General features: G+C 41.6%; 14 protein-coding genes and 2 riboswitches. Of the genes, 9 read left to right on the plus strand and 5 right to left on the minus strand.

All coding sequences use genetic code 11. The features are described 5' to 3' along the window. Position 1 precedes the first annotated feature (1 nt). Both MHH61_RS15720 and MHH61_RS15725 read left to right on the plus strand, forming a co-directional pair. Positions 2-493 carry a methylated-DNA--[protein]-cysteine S-methyltransferase gene (locus MHH61_RS15720; RefSeq protein ID WP_024426828.1) on the plus strand — a complete coding sequence of 164 codons (492 nt, stop codon included), beginning with the start codon at positions 2-4 and terminating at the stop codon, positions 491-493. A gap of 89 nt (positions 494-582) precedes the next feature. Next, complete coding sequence (locus MHH61_RS15725) at positions 583-720, plus strand: hypothetical protein (protein WP_162860203.1); 138 nt, start codon at positions 583-585, stop codon at positions 718-720. 24 nt (positions 721-744) lie between these two features. On the opposite strand, the gene mtnA is transcribed toward MHH61_RS15725, so the two are convergent. Continuing rightward, a complete protein-coding gene (mtnA, locus tag MHH61_RS15730) occupies positions 745-1806 on the minus strand; it encodes an S-methyl-5-thioribose-1-phosphate isomerase (protein WP_024426829.1) in 1062 nt (353 codons plus the stop codon). 6 nt (positions 1807-1812) lie between these two features. Then, entirely contained in the window at positions 1813-3006 is a 1194-nt protein-coding gene (mtnK, locus tag MHH61_RS15735) for an S-methyl-5-thioribose kinase (protein ID WP_024426830.1), read from the minus strand. A gap of 79 nt (positions 3007-3085) precedes the next feature. Continuing rightward, positions 3086-3245: riboswitch (SAM riboswitch) on the minus strand. Positions 3246-3408: 163 nt separating this feature from the next. Between mtnK and MHH61_RS15740 the strand changes: the two genes are divergently transcribed. From MHH61_RS15740 to MHH61_RS15765, 6 genes are all read left to right on the plus strand, one after another. Continuing rightward, positions 3409-4599: a pyridoxal phosphate-dependent aminotransferase gene (locus MHH61_RS15740; protein ID WP_169510677.1), complete on the plus strand. Its 1191-nt coding sequence runs from the start codon at positions 3409-3411 to the stop codon at positions 4597-4599. Between the two features lie 44 nt (positions 4600-4643). Then, positions 4644-4745: riboswitch (SAM riboswitch) on the plus strand. A gap of 102 nt (positions 4746-4847) precedes the next feature. Further along, the gene (gene mtnW, locus MHH61_RS15745) at positions 4848-6068 is read left to right on the plus strand and encodes a 2,3-diketo-5-methylthiopentyl-1-phosphate enolase (protein WP_125586311.1); all 1221 of its coding nucleotides are present in this window, start codon (positions 4848-4850) and stop codon (positions 6066-6068) included. Continuing rightward, positions 6068-6763 carry a 2-hydroxy-3-keto-5-methylthiopentenyl-1-phosphate phosphatase gene (locus MHH61_RS15750; RefSeq protein WP_125586309.1) on the plus strand — a complete coding sequence of 232 codons (696 nt, stop codon included), beginning with the start codon at positions 6068-6070 and terminating at the stop codon, positions 6761-6763. The genes mtnW and MHH61_RS15750 overlap by 1 nt, the downstream gene beginning before the upstream one ends. Further along, a complete protein-coding gene (locus MHH61_RS15755; protein WP_024424675.1) occupies positions 6727-7365 on the plus strand; it encodes a methylthioribulose 1-phosphate dehydratase in 639 nt (212 codons plus the stop codon). Before MHH61_RS15750 ends, MHH61_RS15755 begins: the two co-directional genes overlap by 37 nt. Positions 7366-7381: 16 nt before the next feature. Next, complete coding sequence (locus tag MHH61_RS15760; RefSeq protein ID WP_024426834.1) at positions 7382-7912, plus strand: acireductone dioxygenase; 531 nt, start codon at positions 7382-7384, stop codon at positions 7910-7912. A 300-nt stretch (positions 7913-8212) separates the two neighbouring features. Next, a complete protein-coding gene (locus MHH61_RS15765; RefSeq protein WP_024424676.1) occupies positions 8213-8455 on the plus strand; it encodes an aspartyl-phosphate phosphatase Spo0E family protein in 243 nt (80 codons plus the stop codon). A 46-nt stretch (positions 8456-8501) separates the two neighbouring features. On the opposite strand, the gene MHH61_RS15770 is transcribed toward MHH61_RS15765, so the two are convergent. Next, positions 8502-10007 (minus strand): ATP-binding protein, encoded by a 1506-nt coding sequence (locus MHH61_RS15770; RefSeq protein ID WP_024424677.1) that lies wholly within the window; start codon positions 10005-10007, stop codon positions 8502-8504. Between the two features lie 204 nt (positions 10008-10211). On the opposite strand from MHH61_RS15770, the gene MHH61_RS15775 reads away from it, so the two are divergent. Beyond that, positions 10212-10667, plus strand: a complete 456-nt coding sequence (locus tag MHH61_RS15775) for a MarR family winged helix-turn-helix transcriptional regulator (protein ID WP_024424678.1) — start codon at positions 10212-10214, stop codon at positions 10665-10667. Positions 10668-10859: 192 nt separating this feature from the next. On the opposite strand, the gene motB is transcribed toward MHH61_RS15775, so the two are convergent. Then, positions 10860-11630, minus strand: a complete 771-nt coding sequence (gene motB / locus MHH61_RS15780; RefSeq protein WP_024424679.1) for a flagellar motor protein MotB — start codon at positions 11628-11630, stop codon at positions 10860-10862. Continuing rightward, positions 11623-12417, minus strand: coding sequence for a flagellar motor stator protein MotA (motA, locus tag MHH61_RS15785; protein ID WP_024424680.1), 795 nt, complete (start codon positions 12415-12417; stop codon positions 11623-11625). The genes motB and motA overlap by 8 nt, the downstream gene beginning before the upstream one ends. Positions 12418-12731 lie beyond the last annotated feature (314 nt).

A 12731-nucleotide genomic window follows, 5' to 3' on the forward strand; every position in this document is an offset into this window, starting at 1 on the left:
CGTGTATTATACCGTCTATCACGCACCTATCGGGGAATTATACATACTAGAAAAGGATGGTGCCATCATCGAGGTGATGTTTGATGATGAACCGTTTTTAGCAAAAAAGCAGGCAGCGAATCTAAAGCAAGCAGATACGCCTGTCTTACAAGAAGCGAAAAAACAGCTAGATGAATATTTCAAGGGTGAGCGTCAAATATTCGATCTCCCGCTTAACCAAACAGGTTCTCCGTTCCAAGAGCAGGTGTGGGGAGCATTGTCGGCCATACCATATGGTGAATCAAAAAGCTATGCAGACATTGCAGAAGCGATTGGCAATCCAAAGGCTGTAAGAGCCATCGGACAAGCTAACAGACGAAATGCATTACCTATTTTTATCCCATGTCACAGGGTGATTGGAAAAGACCGATCTTTGACGGGCTATGCAGGATCGAAGACAGACATGAAAGCGGTCCTCCTTGAATTAGAAGGCATCCCATTTGTTCAAAAATAAATCGATTGACCTGTTCCAAATGTTTGTCAAGCGACATATCCTTTTATTAAGCTAAAAAAGTTGGTTGAGGGAAAAAGGAGGGCGCTGGCATGTTTTGGGGCAAAAAAGGCAAAATGTATGCCGTTACATCACTATGTGTCAAAATGAACGTTTTGACGGAAGAACAAAAAAAAGAAATCTTAACAAAAACGAATCAAGAAACAAAAAAGCGCGGTGCTCTTAAATGACAAGAACACGGCGCTTTTTTGCGATTATTGAGAGATGCTTTCGGCGAAAAGAGCATCAATCTCTTCTGCATAGTTCGATGTGATAATTCCCTTTTCTGTAATGATGCCTGAAATAAGATGATGAGGAGTGACATCAAAGGCGGGATTGAATACCTGAACATCAGGCGGTGCAATGGGGACGCCGTTTAATTCCTTTACTTCCAGCGGGTCGCGCTCTTCAATTGGAATATCTGACCCGTCGCGGGTGGATACATCAAAGGTTGAAAGCGGTGCTGCTACAAAAAACGGAATGTTAAAATGCTTGGCTAGAACGGCAAGACCTAACGTTCCAATCTTATTCGCTGTATCTCCATTACGGGCGATACGGTCAGCACCAACAATGACAGCAGAAATTTGCTTTTCCTTCATCGTATGGGCTGCCATGTTATCTGTAATGAGCGTCACATCCACGCCGCCTTGCATAAGCTCCCATGTTGTCAGACGAGCACCTTGAAGAACAGGGCGTGTTTCACATGCATAAATGTGAAGATCAAGATTTTTCTTTTTGGCTAAATAAAAGGGAGCAAGGGCTGTTCCGTACCGGCTCGTTGCGATGGAGCCTGCATTACAAATGGTCATGATACGGTCACCTGATTTAAAGAGCTGAAGAGCATTTTGACCGATTTGTCTGCATGTTTCTTCATCTTCAATTTGAATTTGAATGGCTTCATGGACAAGGTCTGTTTTGGCTGCATTCACTGATGCTGCACGCTGAATCCGCTGCAGCAGCCGGTCTAATGCCCAGGCGAGGTTCACAGCGGTTGGACGAGCACTGTTTAAATATTCTTTGATTCGAATGACTTCTTGTTTAAAAACATCCATTTCTTCTGTCTCAATGGCTTGCGCACTAAGCGCCAGCCCAAAAGCTGCTGTAATGCCAATCGCAGGCGCTCCGCGTACTTTTAATGACACAATCGCATCATACACATCTTCTTTCGTATATAAATGCTCAAATACGGTTTCGGCCGGTAATTTTTGCTGATTTAAAATGTGAATACGGTTTTCTTCCCATTCGACAGAACGGGGGACTTCAAATTCTTTTGACAAAACCCGTCACTCCTTTACAGATGGCTGGAATAATGCGACGAGATCAGACGCTGTTTCCACTGTATGATATTGTTTGATAAATGTTTTTCCAAGTGTCAGTGCTGTTTTTTTCTGCTGAATCCGTCTAGTTGGTGATGGAATCGCATCAAGATCAGCGGCATGAGCAAGACCGATTGTTCGGCGGACAAGCTCACAGCCGGCAAAGCCTGTCGCTTCTTTTAAAATCCGGTCAAAGGTTGTTTCTAAAAAGCTGTCCGATACACTAAACGCTTCAATGCTGTCCTCTTTCCAAGCTTTTGTGAACACTTCTTTGAATGTTGCCCATACATTGACGACATGGTCAAAAAGGTGCTGCTGCTCGTGTTCATTCTCGCGAGATAAAGCATTCAGGAACAGATTGGCGATAAAGTGGCCGATATCGAATCCAAAGGGACCGTAAAACGCGAATTCTGGATCAATGATTTTCGTTTCAGTCTCATTTGCAAAAATACTGCCTGTATGAAGATCTCCATGAACCAATGTTTCAGCTGATGTCAGGAAGATACGCTTCAATTCCGCTGCTTTGGCTTGCAGCTCAAGATCTTTCCAAAGCGCTTCTGCTGATTCTCTTAATTCTTCTTCGAAGTCATTTGTTTCACTATCAAAGAAAGGGTCTGTGAAGACGAGTTTTTCTGTAATATCACACAGGTCAGGGTTCGTAAACTGCTTCACAAATTGTTTTTTGATTTTAGGATTTGTAGCAAAGTCAGATGTGTAAAAAAGTGTTTTTCCTAAAAATTCTCCAACATGATCAGATAAATGCGGATATTGTTTTCCGGCAATTAGCCCTTTTCTGACGATTTCTAAGTGAGAGAGATCCTCCATGGCTGTCACTGCAAGAGCTGTATCTGAATAATAGACTGCTGGTACGAGATGCGGCGCATATTCTGACTGCTTGATCAGGGCGGCACTTTCAATTCTTGCCCGGTCTAATGTAAGCGGCCAGCTCTCCCCAACCACCTTTGCATAAGGCAGCGCCTGCTTGATGATCAATCCTTTTTCTTGTTTGTGATCATAAATATGAAAGACGTAATTTAAATTCCCGTCACCAATTTCAGTACATGTCAAATGGCTGCTTTCTTGGATCAAACCAAGTCTAATTGCGAGTGCAACTGCCGAGCTTTCTGTTAGTTCTTCATATGATGCCGTAAGTGTAACCAATTGCTTCCCCTCCAAATCATATAAAAAAGCCTCTTTCTCCTGAGAGAAAGAGGCTTGATGGTGTGTATGCTCAAAGCCTCTCTTATCTCTCAGCACATACGTCTGATGGAATTAGCACCGTGCCCTATAAGACAATTGTCTTGGCGCGTTACTTGCTGCGCCCCACTTCACAGTGGTATTAACGGTCGGTTGCTGTTGGGGTCAAAAGGCCAAATCCCTCGCCCAACTCTCGATAAGAGAAATCAATATGTAATTGTTTCGTGTCTGTTTGCATTTCTTAATTCAAGATATTATCAGAGCGTTGCTTTACATGTCAATCTTTTTTCAAAATTGCTTTACAATTCATAAAACAATCCATTACAGTGATTGTATTGTCACGTAACTTGAATAGAAGGTGAAGAAATGGAATTCCAGCAATCAGATGTGTTGAAACAATTACCGAAACAATTTTTTGCGTCCCTTGTCCAAAAGGTGCAGAAAAAAGTGCAGGAAGGGGCAGATATCATTAATTTGGGGCAGGGAAATCCTGATCAGCCAACTCCTCCGCACATTGTAAAAGCCATGCAGAAAGCGGTAGCAAAACCTGAAAATCATCAATACTCCTCATTCCGTGGAACAGCGAAATTAAAAAAGGCTGCTGCCGCTTTTTATGAAAGAGAATATGGCGTCACACTTGATCCAAAGACGGAAATTGCGATTTTATTTGGCGGGAAAGCAGGGCTTGTTGAGCTGCCGCAATGCCTGCTGAATCCGGGTGATACGCTTCTTGTCCCTGATCCTGGCTATCCTGATTATTGGTCAGGCGCTGTGCTTGCTGGAGCGCATATGGTAACCATGCCACTTCTTGAAAAAAATGATTTTTTACCTGACTACGATTTGCTGCCTGAGGATGATAAGAAAAAGGCAAAATTAATGTACTTAAATTACCCCAACAATCCGACGGGGGCTACGGCAAGCCGTTCATTTTTTGAAGAAACCGTTACATTTGCGAAAGATCACAAGCTATGTGTTGTCCATGATTTTGCATATGGCGGCATTGGATTTGATGGAGAAAAGCCGCTCAGCTTTCTGCAAATAGAGGGAGCGAAAGAGACGGGAATAGAAATTTACACATTGTCTAAAACGTACAATATGGCAGGGTGGAGAGTAGGATTTGCAGCTGGAAATTCATCTGTTATTGAAGCCATTGAGCTTTATCAGGATCATCTGTTTGTCTCCCTGTTTAAAGCCACTCAAGACGCAGCAGCGGAAGCCCTATTAAGCGATCAAACGTGCGTACAGGTGCAAAATGATCGATATGAGAAAAGGCGGAATGTATGGATTGCTGCCTGCAAAGAAATTGGCTGGGAAGTCAGTGCACCAAAGGGATCATTTTTTGCTTGGTTAAAGGTGCCGGAAGGATATACATCTGAAGCCTTTTCTGACTTATTATTAGAGAAGGCACATGTTGTGGTTGCGCCAGGTAATGGCTTTGGTGATCACGGTGAAGGGTACGTGAGAGCAGGGCTTCTAACAAGTGAGGAGCGGTTACAAGAAGCTGCTCAGCGCATCGCTGCTTTGAATCTGTTTGAAAAAAAGCCATTGACAACATAAAAAAATGGTGCGATAATTCAGGCAATATTTAAGAAAATTGAATATTCTTATCAAGAGTAGGCAGAGGGACTAGCCCAATGAAGCCCGGCAACCGACTTCCATGAAGCACGGTGCTAATTCTTGCAGCAAGCGCTGAGAGATAAGATTCGGACGAATGACACGAAACAACCTCTTTAAGGCGCTCAAGAAGCACTTGAAGAGGTTTTTTTATTGAACATATGCATGACGCAATCGAAAGGGGATTCCTAGTGAGTGAATTACTGGCAACATACGTATTAACACATCGAGAGGATGAACAAATAAATCGAAAAGCAGAGCAGATCGCGCTTGGTTTAACAGTTGGATCATGGACGGATTTGCCGCAGCTCAAAAAGGAGCAGCTTCAAAAGCATAAAGGCCGAGTTGAAAAAGTATTAGAAAAGGCTGCTCCAGCCGAAAATGGTCTTTATCAATCAGAGGTGACGATTGCTTATCCTGAGACAAACTTTTCAGCTGATTTACCAGCTGTTTTCACGACGATTTTTGGAAAGCTTTCACTAGACGGAAAAGTGAAGCTAGTCGATATCCAATTTTCTGAAGAATTTAAAAAAAGCCTGCCAGGACCTGTATTTGGAATTGATGGCATTCGAAAAAAGGTAAATGTGTTTGATCGTCCATTATTGATGAGTATTTTTAAAGGCGTTATCGGCCGTGATATGCAGGATTTAAAAGAGCAGCTCCGTTTACAGGCATTAGGCGGGGTTGACTTCATCAAAGACGATGAAATTTTATTTGAAAGTCCATTAGCTCCTTTTGAAGAGCGAATCAAAGAAGGAAAAGCGATTTTAAAAGAAACCTATGAAGAGACAGGACACCGCACGCTGTATGCTGTCAATTTAACGGGCAGAACCTTTGACCTGAAGGATCGGGCGAGAAAGGCCGCTGAACTTGGGGCAGATGCGCTCTTATTCAATGTCTTTGCTTACGGCCTGGATGTCATGCAAAGCCTAGCTGAGGACCCAGACATTCCACTGCCGATTATGGCGCATCCCGCTGTGAGTGGTGCTTTGACATCCTCTCCTGAATATGGATTCTCGCATTCTCTTCTTTTAGGCAAATTAAATCGATATGCTGGCGCTGATTTGAGCCTTTTCCCCTCACCTTATGGGTCGGTTGCACTTCCGAAAAAAGATGCCCTTGGAATCTATGAAGCTTGCGTAAAAGAGGATACGGTTCAAAAAACATTCCCTGTCCCGTCAGCAGGCATTCATCCAGGAATGGTTCCAGTATTAATCAAAGATTTTGGAATTGATCATGTGATAAATGCAGGTGGAGGCATTCACGGACATCCGCGGGGAGCCATCGGCGGAGGGAAGGCATTTCGTTCGATCATTGATGCCGTGATTCATGAAGAGTCCATCCAAGATAAGGCGGCTTCCTGCCAAGACTTAAAAGCGGCACTTGATCTTTGGGGAAGGGTAGCAGAATAATGAAAAAACCAATTGTATGTTGTGATTTTGATGGAACAATTACAAAAAATGATAATATCATCCGCATCATGAAACAGTTTGCACCAAGTGAATGGACGAAGCTGAAGGATGGTGTCCTGTCAAAAGAAATCACCATTCAAGAAGGCGTCGGGCAAATGTTTCAATTACTGACAAGTGATCAAAAGGATGCCATTCAATCATTTATTTTAGAGGATACAGAGATTCGAGAAGGATTTAAGCAATTTGTGGATGAGGTAAAAAAAGCAGATATTCCTTTCTATGTACTGAGCGGGGGGATGGACTTTTTTGTCTACCCTATCCTCGAAGGCATTGTCGATCGAGACGATATTTATTGCAACCATGCATCATTTGGGGAAGACCATATTCAGATTGAATGGCCGCATGCCTGTGATACGCAATGTCAAAATGGCTGCGGATGCTGCAAGCCCTCAATCATTCGAAAGCTGACTCGTGAGGATGACTTCATCATCATGATCGGAGATTCAGTGACTGATGTGGAGGCGGCGAAGCATGCGGATCTTACGTTTGCACGAGACTACTTGCTCAATGAATGTCAAGAGCTCGGGCTCGTACATAAGGAGTATGAAACATTTATTGATCTACACGCGCAATTTGTTCAAATAAAGGAAGTGAAGGAATGGCAGACGCAAAGAGCAAACGCTGGCAGGAGCTAGCAGACGTTAAACGTGAACTGGCCCAAAGAGATTGGTTTTTCGGAACAAGCGGTAATTTATCGATCAAGGTGTCGGATGATCCAATCACGTTTTTGGTGACAGCAAGCGGCAAAGATAAACGAAAAGAAACAAACGAAGATTTTGTGCTAGTAAATGCAGCAGGCCAGCCCCATCATCCGAACGAACCGCTTAGACCATCAGCTGAAACACTGCTTCACACTTACGTGTATGAACGGACGAAAGCAGGCTGCTGCCTCCATGTCCATACAATCGATAATAATGTGATGTCAGAGCTATATGGGGATAAGGGAGAGATTCGTTTTAAAGGCAACGAAATCATCAAAGCGCTTGGTTATTGGGAAGAGGATGCAGAAGTGTCGATTCCGATTATTGAAAATCCAGCTCATATTCCGCAGCTTGCAGAGCAATTTGCCAAACATCTGACACTAGAGGCGTCATCTGGTGCTGTACTCATTCGCAATCATGGCATCACGGTCTGGGGAAAAACAGCCTTTGAAGCAAAACGAGTATTAGAAGCATATGAATTTTTATTTAGCTATCACTTAAAATTAGCGCTTTATCAACAGCAGCTTGTAAGATAAAAAGGAGGAAAAACATATGGCGACGATTTTGATTCATAACGAAGAGAACACATTACTTGAGAACGAACAAGAGGTAGCATCATATTTAGAAAACCAAGGGGTCATTTATGAGCATTGGGATATTGAAAAGCTGCCAAACCGTTTATCAGAAAAGTATGATTTAACCGATGAGGAAAAGGAAGAGATTTTGACTGTTTTCCAAAAGGAAATCCAAAGTATTTCTGAAAAAAGAGGGTACAAAGCGCAGGATGTCATTTCATTGTCTGATGCCACTCCAAATCTTGATGAGCTGCTCCAAAACTTTAAACGTGAGCATCACCATACAGATGATGAAGTACGCTTTATTGTGAGCGGGCACGGAATCTTTGCTATTCAAGGCAAGGATGGCGTCTTTTTTGATGTGAGATTGAATCCAGGTGATTTAATTTCTGTGCCGCCAAACATTCGTCATTACTTTACACTTCAAGAGGATCGCAAAGTGGTCGCAGTTCGCATATTTGTCACAACTGAGGGCTGGGTGCCGATTTACGAGGAAGAAACGGTTTAATGATAGAGCTGATCATTCCGCATGAGGCGGAAGATCAGCTTTTTTTTAGGAAATTAGACATAAAATGAGAAAGAAAATAGTTGATTTTGATCTTCTGCATAGGATAAAATTCTGTTTAATCAATGTGTCAGTCCTGTCCAAATTTGAAGTTTACCCCCAAATTTGATTGGGTAAAAGGTCTTTAGGCTGTAAAAAATTAAATAAAATAAGCATATTTAATTTAATTTACAAATAAAGTATAATTTTGGTGTCGGATCATTTTGAGCATAGACAGTCGAATTCATTGCGGGAGCTGAGATCATGAATATTTATGTAAGGAAAGAACAATTGCTGATGTCCATTGATGAGAAGAGAAAACAAATGGTAGAAGCTGCTCAAGTGGAAGGGTACACTGGTGAGAAGACAATTAAATATAGTCAAGAACTGGACAACCTGATGAATGAGTATCAGCATCTTCTTTTTCATGAGAAACAATCTGCCCCCTCCTTTCATGATCTTGTGTCTCAAATGAGTCTTTTATCTGTGAACCGCCCCTCTTATTGACATGAAAAACCGGTCTTGCATAAGCAAAACCGGCTGACATCTTCAGTTATGCTGAGTGAGCAGAAGGAAGCATGATCATGACAGTCGTTCCTTTATTCACTTCGCTATGAATATCAATTGTTCCGCCATACATCGAAATGATTCGTTTACACACGACAAGCCCAAGACCTGTGCCTTTTTCCTTCGACGTAATAAAGGGGAGGAAGATGTGCTTTAACATCTCTTCTGGTATGCCTTCACCTGTATCCTCTACTTTAATGATGACATGTTCTTTTTCAGCTTCGATCACAATCTTCAAATGACCGCCGTTTGGCATCGCTTCTAAAGAGTTCTTTGCTACATTTAAAACGACTTGTTTAATATGATCCTTTGTGCAATACACGCCCACATCTTGAATCGTATTGATTTGCAAATCCACTTCCACATTATAAAGGTTTGCCTCAGAGAAAACGATCGGCATGATTTCACTTACAATTTCTTTTACAGAGTTGTTCTGCCATTTTTCTGCCGTTGGTTTTCCTAGTACAAGAAATTCACTGACGATTTGGTTGATCCGTTTAATTTCTTCCTCGATGACAGAAAAATAGAGCTGATCTTCTTCTGAATGATACTTCTTTTGCAATAGCTGGATAAATCCGCTAATCCCTGTTAATGGGTTGCGAATTTCGTGTGCTGTACTTGCTGCGAGTGTTCCGATCAATTCAAGCTTTTGCGCTTCATTTTCATGACGCTCCTGCTGAGTTTGCCGCCTTAACACGATATATTGGACGAGTGTGAATAAAATATTTAATAAAATAAACGCACTGGATAAAGGGATGAGCATCACAGACAGCACTTCACTAGTTGAAGCACGCTGCGGAAAAACCTCCAGCTTCCAGCTGTTTTCATCTAAATATGTAGACACGGTGCTGCCGCCCTCGGGTACTGGCTGTGGACCGCTTGTGAACACAACATGTCCATTTTGATTCAGCATCTTAAAATGAAGATCAGGGTTCAATACATTCATAATATTTCTTAAATAATCAATTTGAATGGCGGCAATCAGTACATTGGTGACCTCTTCGTTTTCATCGAGAACAGGCACACAAATGGAGAGAATCCGCTGTTTTGTAATTCGGCTCACATAGTTGTCTGTGATCACGGTCTGCTTGGTCACTTGAATGCGTTTAAAGTAATCTCTGAATGATAGGTTGATTTTTTCCTTTAACGGGGTGGTGCTTGCTGTTACATTTCCTTTTTTGTCTAGGAGATACAGACCTGAAAAACGAGGTTCTTGTTTATAGATTTTCTCTAGGATGTTTTGTACTTTTTTCGTCTCAAGCGGCTGGTCAAATCCCATGGCAAGGGAAGTTAATCTCGCTTCTGTCTCACTTATTAAATAATTCATTTGGTTTTTGTGAATATTTAACATAAGTGTAGCGGTTTGTTTGTTCTTTAAATCGATTTTTTCAGTTTCTTTTTCGTAGATAAAATAACTAATGATTAGGGTTGGAAGCATGACCAAAATAAGGTAAAGCCTGATCTTCTTCCAAAACCCTTTCAGTATACTCATCATTCATCGCTCCAACGTATTACCTAATAGACTTATTATAGCATTGAACCTATCTTTATTACGATGACTTGTGTGATTTTTAAAAAATTAGGTGATTCGTTCTGGTCTCATTTTCGTGCTAAAGATGGATCAAAATGTTGACATTTTACTTATTGTTTATTAATGTCACATTAGTAGGTTGCATTTCATAAAGGATGATAAAAAATGGAAAATCATAATGTTGAAAAATCATTGAAACTATTTATTGTATTATCACGTGCCTATCGCTCAATTAATCATCACATGAACAAACATATTGTGAAGCACGGGCTGAATCCAACTGAATTTGCTGTGCTAGAATTGCTATATCATAAAGGTGATCAGCCGCTTCAGCAAATCGGTGATAAGATTTTACTTGCAAGCGGCAGCATCACGTATGTGGTCGATAAATTGGAGAAGAAAGAACTTCTCAGTCGCAAGGCTTGTGCAGAAGACCGCAGAGTGACATTTGCGCATATTACCAAGCAGGGACGAGCTTTGCTTGATGACATCTTCCCAGATCATGCGAAAGAAATTCATGAGATGATCAGTGTCCTGAGCGAAGAAGAGAAAGATGTCTGCATTGATATGCTCAAACATGTAGGGCTGCGTGCAAAGCATTTATATGATCATCAAGACTAAATAAAAAGGAAGCCGCCGGCTTCCTTTTCAGCGTGCAGGCAATCCCTCGCATTTGGCGTTAGTCCTGCGTGCCGGTGCTCGTTCCTAGACTGCAAAGGTATTCTATCACGCTGAAAAGAAGACAAAGGGCTAAAATAGAGATCATTTTAGCCCTTTGTCAACAATCTGTAAAGAAGCCCCTGGCTTCTTTTTTTATTTCGCTTTTTTCTCAATCGGTAAAATGAGTACTTCTACACGCCGGTTTTTACTTCTGCCTTCTGCTGTATCGTTTGAGGCAATCGGTTTGAATTCGCCGTATCCTTTTGTACTAAAGTTCTCTTGGTTTAGATTGCTGTTTTCAAGAAGAATATTTAAAAAGTTCACAGCGCGAATGGCGCTTAAATACCAGTTTGATTCAAATTCTGAATTTCTGATCGGTACATTATCTGTATGTCCGCTAATGACAATGTCACGTGCGGGATTAATGACGAGCAGTTTTGAGATTTCTTTTGCTAACGGGACATCTTGAGGGCGAATAACTGCCCGCCCAGAATCAAAGAAGATACTGTCTTCAATCGTAATGAGAAGTCCTTCATCCGTAAGCTTTGTTTCGAGCTTGGCACCAAGTTTTTTATTTGCAATGAATGAATCGACCTGCTTTTTGACCTTTGTGAGAACCGCTTGGTCCCTAGCCTTTGCTTTGGCTTCTTCATCTTTCTCTTCCTCGGCTGCTTTCTTGACCTGGTTGCTGTTTTCAGTTTCTTCCGTGCTTTGCATGCTGGATTGATCCATAACACCGGTACCGCCAGTAAAAACTACATTAAAAGACTTAGCCATCTGTTCATATTTTGCCGCATCAATTGAACTAGATGCAAAAAGCACAATGAAGAGGGCGAGAAGAAGCGTCAGAAGATCGGCATAAGGGATAAGCCAAGATTCATCTACATGGTCTTCATGATCATGGTTTTTACGTTTCCTAGCCATTTTGATTTTCTCCTTCTTCAATGACAAGATTTGCACGCTCTTTTGCTGGTAAGTACATAAGAAGTTTTTGTTCAATGACTTTTGGAGACTGACCTTCAAGAACAGACAGAATACCTTCGATCATAATTAGACGAAGCTTTACTTCTTCCTTTGATTTACGCTTCAGCTTGTTGGCAAATGGATGCCATAATACATACCCAGTAAAAATCCCAAGCAGTGTGGCGACGAAGGCAGCACTGATTGCATGTCCAAGTGCCTCAATATCTCCCATGTTGGCAAGTGCGGCAATAAGTCCGACAACGGCGCCAAGTACCCCTAGCGTCGGAGCGTATGTACCAGCTTGTGTAAAGATTAATGCACCTGACTGGTGTCGTTCAGACATGGCGTCAACTTCTTCTGTTAAGACGTCTCGAATAAATTCAGCACTTTGGCCGTCAACTGCCATGCTTAACCCGTTCTTTAGAAAATCATCATCGACTTCCTCAAGACTTGCTTCTAATGCCAAAAGACCTTCACGACGCGCAATTTGTGCCCAGTTTGAAAATAGAGGGATCATTTCTTGAATCGTTGGAAGCTGGCTGTCTTTGAAAATTTTTCCGAACAATTTTGGTGTTTTCTTAATTTCACTAGAAGGGAATGCGATGACAACAGCTGCAACCGTTCCAACAATAATGATTAATATAGCCGCCGGGTTGAGAAGAGCAGTTAGACTCACACCTTTCAAAACCATACCGACACCCAGTGCAATAAATGCTAAAATAATACCAATTAACGATGTTTTGTCCATTATCTCACCAAATCCTTTAACTATCTTTTTCTATAGTTAATATCGGTGTGTTCTAGAATGGTTTTAGTAAGAATATAAAATTAAGACAGTTTCTGTGAAGAATTTTTGACGAAAGCGCTTTCTAAATATGTAAAAGAAGAAACTCCCTCTCATATAAAGGGAGTCTCCATTTAATCGTTTTGAGCTGGTTCATCTAAATGAAGCAGTTCTTTTAATTTTTCTTCATATATGATTTTGATAAGATCGTAGCTCCAATTCATCATGTGATCCACCTCTTTTTCTTTTATCGTAAAGGAAAAGAGGCGGGGGAGCGT

Source organism: Bacillus sp. FSL K6-3154 (assembly GCF_040869395.1).
GTDB classification, from domain to species: domain Bacteria; phylum Bacillota; class Bacilli; order Bacillales; family Bacillaceae; genus Bacillus; species Bacillus safensis.

Coding starts and splice junctions, on each gene's coding strand:
- MHH61_RS15740 (WP_169510677.1), top strand. CDS start 3,409: ATGGAATTCCAGCAATCAGATGTGTTGAAACAATTACCGAAACAATTT.
- MHH61_RS15750 (WP_125586309.1), top strand. CDS start 6,068: ATGAAAAAACCAATTGTATGTTGTGATTTTGATGGAACAATTACAAAA.
- MHH61_RS15765 (WP_024424676.1), top strand. CDS start 8,213: ATGAATATTTATGTAAGGAAAGAACAATTGCTGATGTCCATTGATGAG.
- MHH61_RS15725 (WP_162860203.1), top strand. CDS start 583: ATGTTTTGGGGCAAAAAAGGCAAAATGTATGCCGTTACATCACTATGT.
- MHH61_RS15770 (WP_024424677.1), bottom strand. CDS start 10,007: ATGAGTATACTGAAAGGGTTTTGGAAGAAGATCAGGCTTTACCTTATT.
- motA (WP_024424680.1), bottom strand. CDS start 12,417: ATGGACAAAACATCGTTAATTGGTATTATTTTAGCATTTATTGCACTG.
- MHH61_RS15760 (WP_024426834.1), top strand. CDS start 7,382: ATGGCGACGATTTTGATTCATAACGAAGAGAACACATTACTTGAGAAC.
- motB (WP_024424679.1), bottom strand. CDS start 11,630: ATGGCTAGGAAACGTAAAAACCATGATCATGAAGACCATGTAGATGAA.
- MHH61_RS15755 (WP_024424675.1), top strand. CDS start 6,727: ATGGCAGACGCAAAGAGCAAACGCTGGCAGGAGCTAGCAGACGTTAAA.
- MHH61_RS15775 (WP_024424678.1), top strand. CDS start 10,212: ATGGAAAATCATAATGTTGAAAAATCATTGAAACTATTTATTGTATTA.